This is a genomic window from Bradyrhizobium sp. SZCCHNR1017 (assembly GCF_032381375.1).
Lineage (GTDB): Bacteria > Pseudomonadota > Alphaproteobacteria > Rhizobiales > Xanthobacteraceae > Bradyrhizobium.
In genome coordinates this window covers 73,210-91,223 of record NZ_JAUHIR010000023.1, presented here as the reverse complement: position 1 = coordinate 91,223, position 18,014 = coordinate 73,210, and the positions used below count along the sequence as shown (strand labels likewise).

The following is an 18,014-nucleotide window of genomic DNA, read 5'->3' as shown; positions in this document are numbered from 1 at the left end:
ATACGAGTTCTCATCCTGATCGTCGCCGCGCAGGCTGTCGAGAACCGACTGAAGATGTCCACAATGGTGAGCACTCGGATCTTGGGATCTTGCGACCGGTAGCGAGCCGGTCGTGAACGAAGTCCATCGCCCAGGTCTCGTTTATCTGGCGCGCTTCCGTCCTGTCGTCCCGCAGCTTGGCCTTCACACGGCGCCTCGGCGTTTTGTTGCGCAGTTGCAGGCCTAACTCCCGATACAGGCGGTAGACGCGTTTGACGTTGACGGTCCAGCCGTCACGCTGCAGCAGGACATGAACCCGGCGGGGGCCGTATCGCACACGCGTTTCGCAGATCTCCTTGATCCGGCCTTTGAGAACGGCCTGGTCGCCGCGCTCCGACTTGTAGACGTAAAGTGCGCGATCGATCCGAAGCGTCGAACAGGCCCGCCTGACCGAGACCTTCCAGTCATGTCGCACCTTGTCGACAAGCTCGCGCTTGCGGCCAGGCCTCAGAGCTTTTTTGAGAGCACATCCTAAAGCATCGCCTTGTCCAGGGACAGGTCGGCGACGATCCGCTTCAGCTTGGCATTTTCCTCTTCGAGCTGGCGCAGCCGCTTCATCTCCGAGGGCATCAGGCCCGCATACTTCTTCTTCTAATTGAAATACGTCGCCTGGCTGATCCCGGCCTTGCGGCATACCTCGGCAACCGCCGCACCGCCCTTCGGCCTGCTTGAGAACGAACGCAATGTGCGCCTCGGAAAACTTCGATGCTTTGATGGAACTCTCCTCTCCCCGACCGGGGATCATAATTGGAAAATTCCAGCTCAGACTGGCCTAATTGGCGGGGGCACGTCACGGCCGCTGTCGAGGACAATCAAGTCCAGTTGCAGCAGCAAGCTTCCCGCCCCGCTCGCCCGCTTTCGAGTTCAAGCAGTCAATCCTTGACGACGTTGAGAACCAGACCGCTGATTCCGCTCGATGTCGCCACCATTCCGGAACGATCTCGCCCGGAGGTAACGAGGCCCCTTCTGGCTCTTTGCGTCAGGACGCCCATCGATTTTTGCCGCGCCAACAGTCGTCCCAGATCTCGGCGTCACGCTGGTTAAAGAGTTCGCGGATCGCGATGTAAGCAAAAAAGACATTTAAGGGCATGGAGACTCTCACCTTCGGAACGCTGATCGAGCACGCAACGGCCGGACTGACAGAAAGTTCCAAGAGGGCCGCCTCTCGCCGATTCGGCGGGCTGGATTCAGTCTCCCATCGTTCGAGAGGAAGCACTGCCAAGATTGTCTTCGGGCTGATCCTCCGTTGTAGCAGCGGCGTCCTTCTGAGACAGGATCGGTGCGCGCGTCGGCCAATGAATGCCGAGGCGGGGATCATTCCAAGGGATTACACGCTCGCTGGATTGATCATAGTACGCTGTAGTCTTGTACAGAACCTCTGTGCCGTCTTCTATTGCAAGGAAGCCGTGGGCGAAACCGGGCGGGATCCAGATCTGCCGCCGGTTCTCAGCGCTCAATTGCTGACTGACCCAACGGCCATAGCTAGAAGAGTCTTTACGGAGATCAACGGCGACATCGAAGATCGCACCACGAACTACACGAACCAGTTTACCTTGCGCGTGCGGGGGCACCTGGTAGTGAAGTCCGCGCAAAACGTTCTTACCGCTGATCGAATGGTTGTCCTGGACGAACTCAGTACTCACCCCCACCAGGCGCATAAAGTCCCGCTTATTGAAGCTCTCGAAAAATCCTCCCCGAACGTCATCAAAGACGGTCGGCTCGAGCAGTACGACATCAGGAATGGCTAGGCGGGTGGCTTTCATTCTTCGTTTCCGCCCTAAGCGCGCTCTCCCTTCACGACATAGGCAGTCGGCATCCATCCATTTGGGAAACTACGAATAATGGCCTCAGCGGGTAATGAGTCCCTAATGGCCCTGGTTTCTTCGGGTGCAGCCTCGTGGTTGTATTGGTCGAAAACCATTATCCCGCGATTGGAAAGGCGCGGCCAGAACTCACGGATGCATGTAGTGACAACGTCGTAGACTCCGGCGTCGAGGAAGACAAGCTTGAACTGCAGATGAGGATACTCGGTGAAGAAGTCTCTCAGCTTCGTAACCACATTCATCTGATGCAGAATGGCATATCGCTGCAAGCCCTGCACTTCGATCATTTCGCGGATGCGCTCATAGGGTTCGATATACTGCGGTCCGTCATCGATCCGGGGGAGGTCCATGTCGAACAGATCGAAGCCGTGCACCTGGGTCGTTGCGTGAGGTTCATACAGCAAGCTGAGCTTTGCCAAAAACATCGTCATCCCACCGCGATAGACTCCGACCTCAGCCATGTGACCCGCGAGGCCGAGCGTTCGCATATAGCAGTCGTGCATCGACATAAAGCGGCCGATCTGCTTGGCGCCGAGAAAGCAAGGCCACTGTTCATAGAAGTCAGCCGGAGAATAGCCAAGAGTCTCAAATCGGGCAGCAGCTTCTTCGGTCACGCGGCCGAGCGGTGTATCCTTCGTGTTCTCGAAATTCCATTTTTTCATCCAGCGCGGCCTTCCGGAATGCAGAATAGAACTGTCTCATTCTCATAGATCGTATGATGCTCTAGATAGAAGCGATAGCCGAGGTCGAAGCCGTCGATGACGCGTGGTATCGAATTGAAGTCATCGATGCTGTGGTAGAGGCTGACGGCCAATTTGGGGCGGTGCTTTCGGATTGTGCGCTCCGCACCCCGTAGAGCATATGGCTCGGCGCCCTCGATGTCCATCTTGATGAAGTCGACGCGCTCAAGCCCAGACTGATCAACGAAGTTGTCGATCGTGGTAGTGCACGTTTTCGTATCGGGGAAGTCCTCGCGCAATTTGTTGAAACTGACGCGGCTTCCAGGGCCCCAATCGACGTAGAACAGCTCCTGGCCCGGAACGCTCCAGAGGGGGCGGTCGACCACCGTGACTCGGTCTTTTAGCTGAGGATTGAGGTCGAGGTTCCGGCGCAGCATGACCAGATTGCTCGGGATGAATTCAAATACCACAACCTTACCGCTAGGTCCTGTCCGCTCGGCAAAATACACAGCGGTGTCTCCCCAACACCCTCCCGCGTCGAGGACGACGTCGCCGGGCACGACCCTGCAAATCCCCCCGAGACGTTCCAGGTCGTACTGCCGCTGCAGGTAGACCATCGCAATGCCGCGGGCTGTACCAAATAGTCGTGCGTCGTATCCGATGGGACCTAGATCACGGGGCGTCAGCGCAAGATTCATGAATTCGACCTGCACAGGGTCCGCGACCGCCGGCAGCGTAGCAATGCGATTTTCGTTCTGCCAGAACTCATCATTATTGCGGGGCAGTTTGACGCGGCGATGCCCCATTAGGCGGAAAGCCGCCAGTTTAACCAGAAGATCGCGCGAGGCCTGATCCTCGAGCCTGTCGAATAGGTACTGCATCGGCTCAACGCCGTGCGTCCGGATTAGGTAGGGCCGAGCTGGTTGGAAGTAGCGCCGTATGTCGCTCAATATTGGCTTTAGAAGCCTTCGATACGCCGCTCCGAACCTTTCTGCCCACCGTCGCAGTGGTGCGACAAGGGCTCGTAGGGCGGGATAGCCGTCCGGCGGAGGCTCCGGACCGCGCTCGGCGCCGTCCCAATTGTCGTGATAATTGTTCCGAATGTTAGAGACAATCTCGCGGCGAAGCGCGTTCGTAAAGTCGGGGTAGTTCATACTCGTCCGGCTCCCAAGAAGATTTCACGTTTACCACCCCACAACTGTTCCGAGCAAGCATCGGCGGCGATCTTGGGGAAGTCAATCTGAGGCCATTTACGGCACGGCCCCGCCCCCTCACGGAACATTCGGCAACGGCAAGTCTCGATAGCTGATTCTTGCCGATCCTCAAGCCGGGCTATGCAGGACGACTGCTAGGCGGCCGCCATCGGTCACCTCCATCCGTGAAGCAGATGCAATTCCCCACATATGGCGCGGCTCCAACTGGAGCGGCGGCGCAGCACCGGATCGCATTTCTATGTTGAGGAAGCGGCTGTCTCAACCAAACGGCGCTGATGCACGCTGGAGCTCCGAAAAAGGACCACGCAGCTCTGCTCATTGATAGTGGCGAGTGTAGTTGAAGGGGACACGTTGAATAGACAGCACTGTATGTTGGACAAACCACTTGTCTATTTCAGCGTTGGTTCCCGGGTCAGGTTTTCGAGATAGTGTCCGTAGCCGCTTTTCCCCAATGGCGCAGCCAGCGCGAGCAACTGCTCATCGTTGATCCACGACTTGCGCCAGGCTATCTCCTCAGGGCAAGCTACTTTAAATCCCTGACGCTTCTCCAAGGTCGCGATGAACTGGCCTGCTTCGAGCAGCGAGTCATGTGTGCCTGTGTCAAGCCAAGCGTATCCACGACGCATGACCTCCAGTCTGAGCTGCCCGTCCCGAAGATATGACTGGTTGAGGTCGGTGATCTCCAGCTCGCCACGTGCCGAGGGTTTGAGAGACAATGCCCGCTCGACCACCGTATGGTCATAATAGTACAAGCCGGTGACCGCGTATGAGGACCGAGGTCGCTCCGGCTTCTCCTCGATGTTCACCACTCGACCTTCTGAATTGAATTCCGCGACACCATAGCGTTGAGGGTCTTGGACGTGATATGCGAAGATCGTCGCCCCTTCACTACATGCATCGGCTCGCGCTAACAGTTGATCGAAGCTGTGGCCAAAAAAAATGTTATCGCCGAGCACCATGGCGCACGGGTGCCCGGCTAAGAAGTCATGGGCGATTAAGAACGCCTGAGCCAACCCGTCGGGAGACGGCTGCACCGCATAGGCGAGATTGATGCCCCATTGGTGACCGTCACCCAAGAGCCGCTGAAAGCGGGGCGTATCTTCCGGCGTGGAGATGATCAAGATCTCGCGCAATCCGCCCAACATGAGGGTCGTCAACGGATAATAGATCATTGGCTTGTCGTAGACAGGAAGCAACTGCTTGGAAACGGATAAGGTCGCCGGATGAAGGCGGGTGCCAGACCCACCCGCAAGTACTATGCCTTTGCGCGTCATTTCATTTTCTCAATCAATGCGTGGACGGTGCGCTCGACGCCTGCCCGCCAATCCGGCAACGATACCCCAAACTGCTGGATCAGCTTAGTACTATCTAGCCTTGAGTTGAGGGGGCGGCGAGCACGCGAGCCATAGTCCGCCGATGTTATGGGCACAACCGCTTCGGGGCTACAGGCGAGCTTTTCGCCGCACCTGCTCGCCACCTCTAAGAGGTAGCGCGCATAGCCATACCAGGTAGTCGCGCCTGTGCAGGAGAGGTGATAGATGCCTGATCGCACCTCCCGCGCAAGGATATGCTCCAGAGCGCGGGCGGTCACGTTGGCAACAATGTCAGCGCCAGTCGGTGACCCAATCTGGTCAGCGACGATCCTTAGGTGATCGCGAACCCGCGCCAACTGCAGGATAGTTCTAATGAAATTGACACCATGAGGCGCATGAAGCCAAGTCGTCCGAAAGATCAGGTGCTGACATCCTGAGTGTTCGATCGCAATCTCGCCTTGGCGTTTTGTGAGTCCGTACACGCCGAGCGGGTTAGTCTTGCTCATCTCCACATAGGGCGAAGAGGAAACCCCATCGAATACATAGTCGGTAGAGTAGTGGATTAACCAAATACCTCGTGAGCGAGCAAACTCCGCAAGAGCACAGACAGCGTCCACATTGATGGCGCGCGCTTGCTCCGGCTCGTCTTCCGCTCGATCGACATTGGTATAGGCGGCGGCGTTAATAATGACGTCCGGCGATCGATCCGCCAAGAAAGCTCGCACAGAATCTGGCCGGGAGAAGTCCGCATCGCTTCGGCCAGCGAGCGTAACATTGCGATTCGCGGGCAATATGCGCTGCAGCTCCGTACCGACTTGTCCATTCTTCCCGAAGACCAGGAGTCTCATGCGTAGTGCTTCTTAACCCAATCTCTATAGCTGCCGCTTGTTACGTCCGAGACCCAGCTCGCATTGTTGAGATACCAGCCAACGGTCTTGGCTATTCCTGTCTCGAAGGTCTCCTTCGGCCGCCAATCAAGATCACGCCTGATCTTTCCTGCGTCTATGGCATAACGTCGGTCGTGACCGGGTCGATCTTTCACAAATTGTATTTGTTCAGCATAGGATCTCCCATCCGAGCGCGGCCTTATGCCGTCGAGGATCATGCAGATTGCGTTCACAACCTCAAGATTAGTTTTCTCGTTACCTCCCCCCACATTATAGGTCTCTCCAGGTTGGCTTGCGGCCAATACGTGGCGAAGCGCGCTGCAGTGGTCGCCTACATAGAGCCAATCACGCACCTGCTGACCATCACCGTAAAGCGGAAGCGGCTGGCCTTTAAGAGCTCGATCAATCACCAGTGGGATTAGCTTCTCCGGAAATTGGTACGGTCCATAGTTGTTTGAACAGTTCGTAACTAAGGTGGGCAGCCCATACGTGTGGTGCCAGGCCCTTACTAAGTGGTCGGACGCCGCCTTGGACGCTGAATAGGGGCTGTTAGGCATATAAGGACTGGCTTCGCTAAATGGCGCGCAGGTCGGAGTGAGCGAGCCATACACCTCATCTGTAGACACGTGCAGGAATCGGAAACTGTCTTGCTCGTGAGCGGGGAGCTGGAGCCAATATTCCCGGGTGCATTCAAGCAGACGAAACGTACCCTCGATATTCGTGGTGATGAAATCTTCAGGGCCATGAATGGACCGGTCAACGTGCGACTCGGCGGCGAAGTTCACGATTGCGCTTGGCTTCACGCGAGCCAGCAGCGATCTAACTAGATCGGCATCGCCGATATCGCCGTGAACAAAGGCATGCTCCGGATTCCCGTGTAGCCCCATCAGATTGTTTATATTGCCGGCATAGGTCAGCTTGTCGAGGGTGACCACGTGCGAACCAACCGACGCGCACCAGTCAAGTACGAAGTTCGCACCGATAAAACCTGCACCGCCAGTGACCAAAATGGGACGGCACCCACTCTCCGTCATCGTCGCAATCCCCCATCTTTCAAAGCCTTCTGAACATTGCGGCTATCACAAGACCAAGGTTACCGAGAACTGTCTGGCGATAAGCCCCCGACCTCTTCAAGTTGTAGATCCGAGACGGCAGCACGCCGGCTCTCGCTTTCATAAAGAACTGTAAGCTTCTTTGGCTTTCTGGTGTCATCTGGGGCAGAAATTTGCGAAGTATACTGATGTTGATCTCAGTCCATTGAGCAAACCGTCCGGCGAACAGCATTTGGATCCTCCGCAGGCGCGCCGACAAGTCTCGGTTCGACCCGACCGCGTTTGACGTATGCTGACGGTAGCAAAGGCTCGGGTTCGAGTCATACCAGATCTGTCCTCCGACGGCCGTCACGAGTTGGTACGCGGTCCAGTCATGTGATACAATGTCACCCTCGACTTGCTCTAATAGCTGTTTCGTGGCCCGATTGAACACCATGGTGTTAGCGCCGCCAATGTTCTCAACCAGCGCATTCTGAAAGCTTGGTGGACGTGTGTACAGCGATGAGCGCCCCAGTGGCGCACCAAAAGCATCGACGAGGTCGGTACGTGAGCAATAAAGTCCTGGCACTACGTCAGGGATCTTCTCCAGCCAAGCCAAAGCGCGCTCAAGCTTGTCTGAGTGCCAAATGTCGTCTTGATCACTGAACGCAAAATAGTCGCCTTGAACAGTCGGATTTTTGACAAGGCTAAGGTAGTTCGCAGCGAATCCACGTTGAGGCCCGACGACCACCTCGACGGGTTGCGACACCCTAGATCTGAAATGCTGGACCACATCTAGGCTGCCGTCCTTAGACCCGTCGTCCGAGACGTAGAGGCACCAGTCGCTGTGGGTCTGCCTAGCGTAGGAGTCTAGCTGTTGGAGCAGATAGGAGGCTCCATTCCAAGTCCCCAGCAGTATTGCGACACGCCGTGTGGGCAAAGACGAAGCATAATTCATTTTCGATCGCGCGGTCCGGTTCGTCATCGCATCGCTTGCGTCGCAATTCTTTCTGTTTTGTCCAACTAGCGGGCTATTCTCCCCAGCTAGGCCGCCAAAGATGCTGTGGCGGCCGGACTGCGAGAGTTCTAGCTCGCAATTGTGAACAGCGCGACCATTCCTGCCAACGGCAGCTCTCAGAAACAACTCACACGCTAAGCTACTCGCCTCATGGTCCTAAGAGGGGAGGTCGGCGCATCGGGCGCGCACGTCAAGAACGAACGCCGAAGGCCCTCATCTAGAGTTTCGACGGGCCGCCATCCGGCTTGGTATACCTTGGCAATATCTAGCTCCAACGAACCCGTTAAGCTACCGATGGTCCCTCCGCGGCCGCTTGCCTTAAGCAAGAGGCGGAGTACGGATGGGGGCAAACTGAACATCCTCTCACTTTTGCCGGCAGCTCTGGCGAGCCGCTTGACGAACTCTGAAGTCGATACTTGCTCGTCGTCAGCGACGAAAAAAGTATCAAAAGCAGCGCCAGAATTGCAGAGCCGATGGAGGACGAATGAGACCAGATTGTCTCGCGAAACAAAGGCACGTCGGTTGTCTATGTCGGCAAGCGGAAGCGGAATTCCTGCAAGCACTGCTTTTTGTAGCAGTGCGAAATTGCCGCGGGCGCCTTGACCATAGACCAGTGGCGGCCGAACGACGGTGATCCGCATAGAGCTTCCCAGACCTCTGAGTCCTTGTTCGGCCGCGAGTTTGGAAGCGGCATACGCAGTGTCGGGTAACGGCGGATCCGCCTCACGCAATGGCGCGCCCATGTTCGCTCTTCCATGAACAAGGACAGTGCTGACGAAAATGAAGTCGCGAACGCCGAGATTGGCCGCGGCCGCGGCCAGCGAAAGTGTTCCCGCCGTGTTGACCTCCCGGTAGGACTCTTCCAGCTTGTTCCCGGCATTGTCATGGACCCGAGCCGCGAGGTGAATGACCGCGTCCGCGCCTTTTACGGAATCTTCCCAGACAGTTGCTCGACCAATCGAGCCAACTACAACCTCGCCGGCCTGGCCAGTTGCCACTCGGACCGCCCGACGTACTGACCATCCCGCGTTATCGAGAGCGCGAATCAAGGCGCTTCCGATAAATCCGTTGGATCCAGTGACTAAAGCAATCGGCTTGCTCACGAAGCTCTACCATTAGTGTTACGGAGTGCAACCACCGCAGAAATTCAACCCGGCATACAAGGCTTCCTTGATTAGGAAGCTGGCTCAGATAGGCCGCGCTCCGGAAGATCGAGGCGCGCATCAGACATTTGAACGAAGACTCGACGGCCGGACGTGCGGTGGTTTCTTAGAGCAGCACCATCCTCGAAACTGTCTGTTGTTGGCGAAGTTCCGCAAGACAACTCTCTCTAGGCATCCGAGCGACACGGCAATTTCTAGGAGTACTGAATACCATGCCGATACCATCCGCGATTACATAAGAGAAGCTGGAAATGAGAGAAATTGATTCTCTCTTCTCACACGGTCAGGCCAGAGGCTTGGCGCCTGCAGAATATGACCGGTTTATTATCCGCACCACCGCACTTCGTCGGCCCTTGGGACACGTAAGCAACCTAATCCGCTTCAATCAGGACGTGCATAGCATTCTAGAGTAGCAACCGCAACCGACGACTGCAGAAAGCCGAGAACCACTAAATAATTGCCCCGCATAGCGGCGGGCGTCTTCTTAGTTTTGAACCCTTAATTGACAGCAACCAGAAGACGCCAGCGAACCCAAATCAACATTGACTTGAACCGCCCACGACTGATCCCGTCGCCAGGCTGATCGCGGTGGAAGCCTCGCAACCCAAGCCGATGGCGCCGCTACCCCGACTGATTGCTCCGAGGCGCAGAGACACCCTCACTGCAAAGCTCTTGCTTGGGTAAAATTTCGTAGCCGCAGTGCTCTAACCAGGCAATTAGCCGGTCAGCCATGTCGAAATCCCAACTGGGATACGACCTGGCAATCACCTCCCGAGGCGTCAGCTTGCGCTCTCTCATAATGGCCCCAACCCTTGCACGCTACCGAATATTACCTCCTTATAGCTGAAATTCAACCATTAAGAATCTCGTTAGAGGTAAGCATCACCAGGACTGTGACATTCAGGTGCCGCTCAGCTCGATCGCGTCCGCTGGCGCGGTGCTGACGGGGGCACCGAATATGCCGGCAAAAACGGCGATAGCCCGAAGGCTAACGGTTGTTCATCGCTCAACGGCGCGATGGTTTCCAGTGTCGTGTAGCGGGCACGCTGGACGGCCCGCTCGTTGTTCTGCTTGAGGAGATCGCGACGATGAGGCGGACGATGGCATCCTTATTTGGGACGATGCCGACCACCTCGGTCCGCCGCTTGATCTCGCCGTTGAGGCGCTATCTCGCCGTTGAGGCGTTCGATCGGCTTGGTCGAGTGCAGCTTGGTGCGATGATGGGTCGGGAACGTCATGTAGGCGAGCACGTCGGTCTCGGCCTCGTCCAGGAAGCCGGAAAGCTTGGGCAGCTCGGGGCGGAGCTGGTCGGCGACCTTGCGCCACTGCGCTCTCGGGGCGCCCGCATCGTCCTGGGCGAACGCTGTGGCGATGAAGGCGGAGACGACGCGCCGCCCGCTCTTGCCGGCATGTGCCAACGCGTTGCGTCTCGGCCTTCGACGGGCCAATGTCGATACCGAAGACCTCGCGCCTTCCATCACTGTTGACGCTGACCGCGACGAGCCAAGACCGGAGCAGATGCGGTTGAAATACGAAAATGTCGATGTAAGAGTATCTTTCGATCAATCGACCTCCCTCGCTCCGAAAGTTTTGATTGTTTTTTTCAGGTATGCGATTAGCTACGCTGACAAGATTAGCTATCTGGATTCAGAATGTTATTCTTCGCCCTCCGAAAGTGGAGGATTCGTGTCAACACCTCTGCGAAATCGGCGATCCTGATTGCGACTTCCCGAAATGCGGCTGCAGTGCGGCTAGGAAGTTTCTCCAACGAAATGTACCGTATGGCGAATAGTCGCAAGCGATTTGACGTAGTCCCAGTTGTGTGAACAGGTTTTGCACGTCGATAAGTGACGCCTCTGCCGGGGTTAGGCCGCTGTGCGGAGCGGAGGAAGATCGAATTAGGCTTGATCCGGGGTACGGTCATCAAGGCTCGAATGCAGACGGCGGCTATTGTAAAAGTTGAGATATCGCCCAATCGAGCTTCGCGCCTCAGCAACGGTTTCGTAGGCTCACAGGTAGACCTCTTCGTATTTGACGCTTTTCTGCAGCCTCTCGACGAACACGTCGTCCCGCCAGGCTCCTTTCCCGTCCATGCTCATCGCAATGCCGTTGTCGGTGAGCACGCCGGTGAAGGCCACGCGGGTGAACTGCGAGCCCTGGTTGGTGTTGAAGACTTCCGGCTTGCCATGACGCGCGAGAGCATCCTCCAATGTCTCGACGCAGAAGGCTGCCTCCATCGTGATCGACAGCCGCCAGGACAAGACACGACGGGTCGCCCAGTCCAGCACCGCGGCGAGATAGACGAAGCCGTGGGCCATCGGAATATAGGTGATGTCCATGGCCCAGACCTGGTTCGGCCGCGTGATCTCCAGATCGCGCAGCAGATACGGATAGATCTTGTTGCCGGGCTCGGGCTTTGTGGGGCGCGGACGCCGATAGAGCGCCTCCATCCCCATTCGCCGCATCAGCGTCTTCACATGTCGGCGGCGGATCTTGCACCCCCGCAAAGCCAGCAGGCCTCGCAGCATACGCGAACCGGCGAAGGGGCACTCCAGATGCAGCCGATCAATTTGCTGCATGACCTCGAGGTCAGTTGAAGAGACCGGGCGCGGTAGACAATAAACGTTGCCCCGGCTGGTCGCCGAGCACAGCAAGCCCAGGATGGTGGTGAGCGACAACGGCAGCGAGCTCACGAGCAATGCCATCCTAACATGGACCGATCAGAGCCGTGTCGCATGGCACTACATCTCGCCGGGCAAGCCCACGCAGAACGCCTTCATCGAGAGCTTCTGACCTTGCCCCTCGGGCTTAATCCAGCTTGAAGTTCGTTCTGGCCCCAACGAGGACCAGAGCATGAAGCGCAGCCGCTTTACGGAAGAGCAGATCATCGGGATTTTGAAGGAGCACGAGGCTGGCGTTCCGGTCGCCGATCTGTGCCGCAAGCATGGCGTGAGCGACGCCAGCATTTACAAGTGGAAGGCCAAGTTCGGCGGAATGGACGTCTCGGAGGCCAAGCGGCTGAAGACGCTGGAGGACGAGAACACGCGGCTCAAGCGGCTGCTGGCGGACGCCATGCTGGACAATGCAGCGCTGAAGGATCTCCTGGGAAAGAAGTGGTAACGCCCGCTGCGAAGCGGAAAGCTGTCGCACATCTCATGGGTGTTCACGGGATGAGCGAACGGCGGGCGTGTAAAGCCATCGGCTGTTGCCGCATGACGGTCAGATATCAGACGAGCCGGGCCGATGATGCCGGACTGCGGCAGCGCATGAGGACGATCGTCCAGGAGCGCCGCCGCTTCGGCTATCGTCGTCTGCACGTCCTGCTCAAGCGAGAGGGCTACCTGGTCAATCACAAGAAGCTGTTCCGGCTGTACCGGGAGGAACGGCTCACGGTGCGCCGTAGAGGTGGCCGCAAGCGGGCCCTCGGCACACGAGCACCGATGAAGGTGCCGCTGCTCGCGAATGATCGCTGGTCGCTCGACTTTGTGTCGGATCAGATGACCGATAGCCGGCGCTTCCGCATCCTGACCGTGGTCGATGACTGCACCCGCGAGTGCCTGGCGCTGGTGGCCGACACCTCACTCTCGGGCGCCCGGGTCGCTCGGGAGCTGGATCGGCTGGTCGCGGAGCGCGGCAAGCCCGGGATGGTGGTGAGTGACAACGGCAGTGAGCTCACCAGCAACGCCATCTTGACATGGGCCGATCAGAGCCGCATCGCCTGGCACTACATCGCACCGGGGAAACCCATGCAGAACGCCTTCATCGAGAGCTTCAACGGGCGCCTGCGGGATGAACTGCTGAACGAGACCCTGTTCACCTCGCTCACTCAGGCCCGCGTCGCTCCGATGCTGGCAGGCCGACTATAACGACGCTCGGCCGCACTCCCAACTCGGATGGAGGACGCCATCCGAGTTCGCCTCCACCTGCAATCCGCGTCGGGATCTGGCGCTGCGCTGTGTCGAAGGCTCCGCGCCAGCTCCCGCCGCTACCACCGCCCACATGAGCACATCCAACCGCCCGAACGAACTCAGACCTGGATAAAACTTGGGGGCAAGGTCATCCTGGATCTCTTCGAAATACTCCTGCTCGGATCGCACTTCGTAGGGATAGCGCAGCAGCGTGCCGACGAGGCCCTTGTCCATCGGTTCGAGCGCGATGATGTGCTCGCGGTTGGTGAGAACGATCCGGCCGATCGCGACCTTGTTCATCTCCCGAATCGTCTCGCGGATCACGGCGAAGGCATCATGGCCGACTTTGCCGTCGGGACGCAGGTAGTAGGGGCGGATCAGATAGCGCGGGTCGATGTTGGCCTTGTACACGAACTCGTCGATCTCGATCGTGCGCGTGGACTCCAGCGATCTCCTCGAACGTGGCCGGGTAGAGGGCTACCGGGCACGTGACGAGCAACAGACGCAGGAAGCCTTTCCAGTTGGCGCGGGGGGCCATTTACGCGGAACTCCAGGGTTGAAGCGGTCCGGATTCAAGACGTTTGGACGGGGTGGGTTCCGACTCTCGCCGCGAGCAGAGGGGAATAGGCTTCAAGGCAATTGAGAAGGAAGAGGCTTTACCCTCTTAAAACCCGGTTATTGTGTCGCTCGCCGGAGGCACTCGCGCGAAGGCCGCCTCCGCTTTGCTGCGGCGCCGCATGCTGCCTTCGCGCGGGTGCCTTTTTAACCGGTCTCGCGACTGCACTCGGTCCCGGGTCCCTCCGCTCGCGCGGCGGCCGCTATGCTGACCCTCCTGCGGGTGCCTTCTCTGCCTTCGCTCCGCTTCGGCGCGAGCTCGGCCATTTACGGAGCAAAGATCCGATCGAGCGGCTGCCCTTCTTTCGGCTGCACTGTGTTTCAGCAGCTCCCGCTTATGGGAGCAGATGGAAGCGAAGCGAGTCGCGCGAACGGAAGCCGCTATGGCCCGGCAATTTTTCGATAGGTCACATGGGCGGTCGCGAATGGAAGCCCGGCGCGGCCGGCTGATCCGCGAACGATACAGGCGTTGTCGTCGATAAGATAAAACCAGTCGACAAAATTCAGCTTCGTGGTTTTGCCGCCAGACTGCGGCGTGTCCCTCGTGTAACGCCAATGGAATGCGCAACCGGCCTGGTCGCCTTCGGCCTCGCCGTCGAGGTGTAGCTCTAACCCCTTGTACTTGCCGGGGCCAAGCTTTTGGATCGTCCAATGGAGGTTGTCCTCGTGTCCATCATCGAAGCGGTAGGTCTCGATGAAGTGAACGACCTGCTTCGCCTCGTCCCATTGGCCGTCCGCCGTGATCGTCGCGCGCTTCAGGAGACCGCCAATCAGGCTTTCAAGCACGGCCCATCCTTCCAGCCTTCCATGGAAGAAGCGCTCCGGCAGGAAGATCGGCGTGGTGCCGTCGAATTGTTTGATGGACATCGGCTGCTCCCTCGAATGGGAACGAACCCCGCAGTGGATAGCAGGTTCCGCCACATTCGCTCAACACGATCAGTGTCTCCGAATGCTTGCCGCCGCCGATATTAGAGGAAGAGTGCAGGCCGGGTTGGCCGTGACGGGTTGGAAGCGGCGAGAGAGTTCCGCCGCGCCCGTCGCGGAGATCCGCGATGCAGGGACGGAGAGTTGGAGCGCGCGCCAGCGAGGGTCGGGCGAGCCTCTATGAGGAGATCACGAGCAAGATCATCGGCGAGCTGGAGGGCGGCCGCGTGCCGTGGGTCCAGCCCTGGGGGACGCAGACGGCGAAGGCTCAGTTGGCGTTGCCACGGAATGCGACCACGGGTCGGCCGTACTCGGGAATCAACGTGCTGATCCTCTGGGGGGCCGTGATCGAGCGCGGGTTTACCGGCCAGAGCTGGTTGACGTTCCGGCAGGCGCAGTCCATCGGCGGCCATGTGCGCAAGGGCGAGCGTGGTGTTACGGTCGTCTATGCCGATCGTTTCGTGCCGTCCGATGAGCGGCAGCGTGCCCGCGAGACCGGCGATGAGGCGCAGGCAATTCCGTTTCTGAAGCGCTTCACCGTCTTCAACGCCGATCAGTGCGCGGCTCTGCCAGCGGACATCGCGAGCGCGGTGCCGCCACCGCCGCTGGGCACGATCGAGCCGGTGGTGGAGACGCTGATTGCGAACAGTGGCGTCGACTTCCGGATTGGCGGCGATCGGGCCTTCTATGCGCCTGTCGAAGATTTCGTGCAGGTGCCACCGCCTGCCGCTTTCTTCGAGCCGATCAACTGGCACCGTACGGCCTTGCATGAGCTCGCCCATGCGAGTGGTCACCCCGCGCGGCTGAACCGGGATCTCTCAGGACGGTTCGGCAGCGGCAAATACGCCTTTGAAGAACTCATCGCGGAGATCGCGGCGGCCTTCAGCTGTGCCGCGCTCGGCATCGTGCCAACTGTGCGGCACGTCGACTATATCGGGGCCTGGCTTGAGGTCCTGCGCGAGGACAATCGCGCCATCGTGCGGGCGGCAAGCCAGGCGAGCCGCGTAGCCGACTATCTCCTCGGCTTTGCGCCGAACGGGGTTGGCCTCTCTCGGCCGGCCGCAGCGGATTGCGCGGCGGCTTGAGCGCGATCGTTTGAACGAACGGAGGAGAGGGAGAGGGCGAGAGGTGCTCTGCGACGGGTTGCAGGCCTGAGAGAGAGGCTCCGGGCCGCCCGTCGCGGAGATATCGGAACATGACCAAGGCCGCTCAGAAGATCACGTTGTCCCCCTCTCGGGACATTCCCTTCAACAAGCTCGTGCTCAGCCAGTCCAACGTCCGCCGGATCAAGGGCGGAGTGTCGATCGAGCAGCTCGCAGAGAGCATCGCCGAGCGGACGCTGTTGCAAAGCCTGAACGTTCGCGCCGTTCTAGATGAGGACGGCAAAGAAACAGGTATGTTCGAGGTGCCTGCGGGAGGCAGGCGCTTTCGGGCGCTCGAGCTGCTGGTGAGGCAGAAGCGGATGGCGAAGACACAGGCTGTGCCTTGCGTGGTGCGCGATGCCGGCTCGGCGCTTGACGATTCGCTCGCGGAGAACGACCAGCGTGTCGGCCTGCATCCCCTGGATCAATTCCGTGCGTTCCAATCGCTGCGCGACAGCGGTCTCGGCGAGGAGGAGATCGCGGCGCGGCATTTTGTGACGGTTGCGGTCGTGAAGCAGCGGCTACGTCTGGCCGCGGTCTCGCCCGTGCTGCTCGACGTGTATGCGGCCGACGGCATGACGCTCGAGCAGCTGATGGCGTTTTCGGTGGCGACGGACCACGCACGCCAGCAGGAGGTCTGGGACAAGGTCAGCCGCTCCGGCGGCGATACGCCCTACCAGATCCGCCGGCAGCTCACGGAGCAGGCGGTGCGGGTGTTCGACCGCAGGGTTCAATTCGTTGGGCTCGCTGCTTATGAGGCCGCGGGCGGGGTCGCGCTACGGGATCTGTTCGAGGCGGACGATGGCGGCTGGCTGCAGGATGTCGCGCTGCTCGACCGGCTCGTCGCGGAAAAGCTCAAGACGGAAGCTGAACGGATTGGCGCCGAGGGCTGGAAGTGGATCGCGGCCGCGGTGGACTTTCCGTTCGGCCACACCCACGGCTTGCGCGAGCTTCGCGGAGAGCCGGCAGAGCTCACCGCTGACGAGCAGGCGGCTATGGAAACGCTGCAGGCGGAGCAGGCCAGACTGGAGGCCGAACACGGTCAAGCCGATGAACTGCCCGAGGATGTCGATCGGCGTCTCGGTGAGATCGAGGCGGCGCTACAGTCCTTCGACGAGCGGCCCATGATCTTCGACGCGGCTGAGATGGCTCGCGCCGGCGCGTTCGTCAGCATCGACCCCCAGGGCCAGCTGCGCGTCGCCCGCGGCTTCGTCCGTCCAGAGGATGAGGTCCCGGCGACCGGCGAGGGACCCGCCAGCGAAGCCGGTGTCGACGGTGATCATGGCGCGGGCAATCCAGATCTGGAGGCGAGGGCGGCGGCGCCGACAATCGTCGTCGGTCGCGGCGAGCAGGAGGGCGCTGACGACGACACTGATGATGTCGAGCGGCCGATACCCGACCGCCTTATTGGCGAGCTCTCGGCCTATCGCACGCTCGCGCTTCGTGAGGCGTTCGGTCGAGAAACATCCATTGCCTTCCAGGCGGTGCTGCACAGCTTCGTGCTCGCGACGTTCTATCCGTTCGGTTCGACACTCAACTGTCTGGAGATATCGCTGCGCGTCCCGAGCTTCCCGGCGCAACCGCCGGGCTTGGAGGACAGCGCTCCAGCAAAGGCGATTGGCGCCCGTCACGCCGCCTGGAAGACGAGGCTGCCAACGACCGATAAGGATCTGTGGGCATCTTTGACGGCGATGGACGCGACTGCCCAGGCCGAGCTGTTTGCGCATTGCGCTGCGCAGACGGTGAACGCGATTGTCGAGCCGGCTAACCGAATGCATCAAGGCCGCCTGTCAGCCCATGGCGTTCGTGGACGCCTCGAACAGGCCGATCGTCTGTCGCGTGCCGTCGGCCTGGATATGGTCCGCGCCGGCTGGAAGCCCTCGGTCGACAACTATCTCGGTCGCGTCACCAAACACCGCATCCTGCAGGCGGTTCGCGAAGCAAAGGGCGAGGCTTCGGTGCAGCTCATCGAGCATCTCAAGAAGCCGGACATGGCGCGCGAAGCCGAGCGACTCCTCGAGGGCAGCCGTTGGCTGCCGGAGCCGCTGCGTGGCTCGGAGACCGAAGTGACGAAGACGGTCGAGGGGGGCGATGCCGATAGCCTACCCGCCTTCCTCAGCGAAGATGACGAGCCTATGGAAGGCGCTGACGAGGTTGAGCAGATCGTCGCTGCGGAATGATCAACCTTACCGATACGGCTGATCGCCCCGACTTGAAAATGAAGATGGAAGCCCGGCCAGATCGGCCGGGCTTTTTC

Annotated in this window: 11 protein-coding genes and 6 pseudogenes; 4 read left to right on the top strand and 13 right to left on the bottom strand. The window is 59.3% G+C overall.

Going from position 1 to position 18,014, the window contains the following annotated elements:
* Positions 1-41 precede the first annotated feature (41 nt).
* From QW863_RS33570 to QW863_RS33520, 11 genes and pseudogenes are all read right to left on the bottom strand, one after another.
* A pseudogene (locus QW863_RS33570) lies at positions 42-754 on the bottom strand (transposase); the annotation flags it as partial.
* Between the two features lie 472 nt (positions 755-1,226).
* On the bottom strand, positions 1,227-1,802 hold the full coding sequence (gene rfbC, locus QW863_RS33565) for a dTDP-4-dehydrorhamnose 3,5-epimerase (protein WP_315718569.1): 576 nt from the start codon (positions 1,800-1,802) through the stop codon (positions 1,227-1,229).
* A 14-nt stretch (positions 1,803-1,816) separates the two neighbouring features.
* Positions 1,817-2,524 carry a class I SAM-dependent methyltransferase gene (locus tag QW863_RS33560; RefSeq protein WP_315718570.1) on the bottom strand — a complete coding sequence of 236 codons (708 nt, stop codon included), beginning with the start codon at positions 2,522-2,524 and terminating at the stop codon, positions 1,817-1,819.
* Positions 2,521-3,423, bottom strand: a complete 903-nt coding sequence (locus QW863_RS33555; protein ID WP_315718571.1) for an FkbM family methyltransferase — start codon at positions 3,421-3,423, stop codon at positions 2,521-2,523. Before QW863_RS33555 ends, QW863_RS33560 begins: the two co-directional genes overlap by 4 nt.
* Positions 3,424-4,145: 722 nt before the next feature.
* The gene (gene rfbA / locus QW863_RS33550) at positions 4,146-5,030 is read right to left on the bottom strand and encodes a glucose-1-phosphate thymidylyltransferase RfbA (RefSeq protein ID WP_315718572.1); all 885 of its coding nucleotides are present in this window, start codon (positions 5,028-5,030) and stop codon (positions 4,146-4,148) included.
* Positions 5,027-5,917 carry a dTDP-4-dehydrorhamnose reductase gene (rfbD, locus tag QW863_RS33545; protein ID WP_315718573.1) on the bottom strand — a complete coding sequence of 297 codons (891 nt, stop codon included), beginning with the start codon at positions 5,915-5,917 and terminating at the stop codon, positions 5,027-5,029. The genes rfbA and rfbD overlap by 4 nt, the downstream gene beginning before the upstream one ends.
* Positions 5,914-6,990, bottom strand: a complete 1,077-nt coding sequence (gene rfbB / locus QW863_RS33540) for a dTDP-glucose 4,6-dehydratase (RefSeq protein ID WP_315718574.1) — start codon at positions 6,988-6,990, stop codon at positions 5,914-5,916. Before rfbB ends, rfbD begins: the two co-directional genes overlap by 4 nt.
* Positions 6,991-7,009: 19 nt before the next feature.
* A complete protein-coding gene (locus QW863_RS33535; RefSeq protein WP_315729396.1) occupies positions 7,010-7,945 on the bottom strand; it encodes a glycosyltransferase family 2 protein in 936 nt (311 codons plus the stop codon).
* A 194-nt stretch (positions 7,946-8,139) separates the two neighbouring features.
* Positions 8,140-9,108, bottom strand: a complete 969-nt coding sequence (locus QW863_RS33530; RefSeq protein ID WP_315718576.1) for an NAD-dependent epimerase/dehydratase family protein — start codon at positions 9,106-9,108, stop codon at positions 8,140-8,142.
* Between the two features lie 1,058 nt (positions 9,109-10,166).
* Positions 10,167-10,671, bottom strand: a pseudogene (locus QW863_RS33525) (transposase); the annotation flags it as partial.
* Positions 10,672-11,066: 395 nt separating this feature from the next.
* Positions 11,067-11,804: pseudogene (locus QW863_RS33520) on the bottom strand (IS3 family transposase); the annotation flags it as partial.
* Between the two features lie 16 nt (positions 11,805-11,820).
* Here QW863_RS33520 and QW863_RS33515 point away from each other — a divergent pair.
* Positions 11,821-11,958 (top strand): annotated as a pseudogene (locus QW863_RS33515) (integrase core domain-containing protein); the annotation flags it as partial.
* 63 nt (positions 11,959-12,021) lie between these two features.
* Positions 12,022-13,209: pseudogene (locus QW863_RS33510) on the top strand (IS3 family transposase).
* A gap of 17 nt (positions 13,210-13,226) precedes the next feature.
* On the opposite strand, the pseudogene QW863_RS33505 reads toward QW863_RS33510, so the two are convergent.
* Together QW863_RS33505 and QW863_RS33500 are read right to left on the bottom strand one after the other, a co-directional pair.
* A pseudogene (locus QW863_RS33505) lies at positions 13,227-13,614 on the bottom strand (Ku protein); the annotation flags it as partial.
* Between the two features lie 458 nt (positions 13,615-14,072).
* The gene (locus QW863_RS33500) at positions 14,073-14,558 is read right to left on the bottom strand and encodes a DUF3833 family protein (protein ID WP_315769914.1); all 486 of its coding nucleotides are present in this window, start codon (positions 14,556-14,558) and stop codon (positions 14,073-14,075) included.
* A 185-nt stretch (positions 14,559-14,743) separates the two neighbouring features.
* On the opposite strand from QW863_RS33500, the gene QW863_RS33495 reads away from it, so the two are divergent.
* Positions 14,744-15,700, top strand: a complete 957-nt coding sequence (locus QW863_RS33495; protein ID WP_315769913.1) for an ArdC family protein — start codon at positions 14,744-14,746, stop codon at positions 15,698-15,700.
* A 110-nt stretch (positions 15,701-15,810) separates the two neighbouring features.
* Complete coding sequence (locus QW863_RS33490; RefSeq protein ID WP_315769912.1) at positions 15,811-17,937, top strand: ParB/RepB/Spo0J family partition protein; 2,127 nt, start codon at positions 15,811-15,813, stop codon at positions 17,935-17,937.
* Positions 17,938-18,014 lie beyond the last annotated feature (77 nt).

Bases quoted from the DNA above. Each gene is read 5' to 3' on its own strand.
- rfbC (WP_315718569.1), bottom strand. From the start codon at position 1,802: ATGAAAGCCACCCGCCTAGCCATTCCTGATGTCGTACTGCTCGAGCCG.
- QW863_RS33535 (WP_315729396.1), bottom strand. From the start codon at position 7,945: ATGAATTATGCTTCGTCTTTGCCCACACGGCGTGTCGCAATACTGCTG.
- rfbB (WP_315718574.1), bottom strand. From the start codon at position 6,990: ATGACGGAGAGTGGGTGCCGTCCCATTTTGGTCACTGGCGGTGCAGGT.
- QW863_RS33495 (WP_315769913.1), top strand. From the start codon at position 14,744: ATGCAGGGACGGAGAGTTGGAGCGCGCGCCAGCGAGGGTCGGGCGAGC.
- QW863_RS33500 (WP_315769914.1), bottom strand. From the start codon at position 14,558: ATGTCCATCAAACAATTCGACGGCACCACGCCGATCTTCCTGCCGGAG.
- QW863_RS33490 (WP_315769912.1), top strand. From the start codon at position 15,811: ATGACCAAGGCCGCTCAGAAGATCACGTTGTCCCCCTCTCGGGACATT.
- QW863_RS33560 (WP_315718570.1), bottom strand. From the start codon at position 2,524: ATGAAAAAATGGAATTTCGAGAACACGAAGGATACACCGCTCGGCCGC.
- rfbA (WP_315718572.1), bottom strand. From the start codon at position 5,030: ATGACGCGCAAAGGCATAGTACTTGCGGGTGGGTCTGGCACCCGCCTT.
- rfbD (WP_315718573.1), bottom strand. From the start codon at position 5,917: ATGAGACTCCTGGTCTTCGGGAAGAATGGACAAGTCGGTACGGAGCTG.
- QW863_RS33555 (WP_315718571.1), bottom strand. From the start codon at position 3,423: ATGCAGTACCTATTCGACAGGCTCGAGGATCAGGCCTCGCGCGATCTT.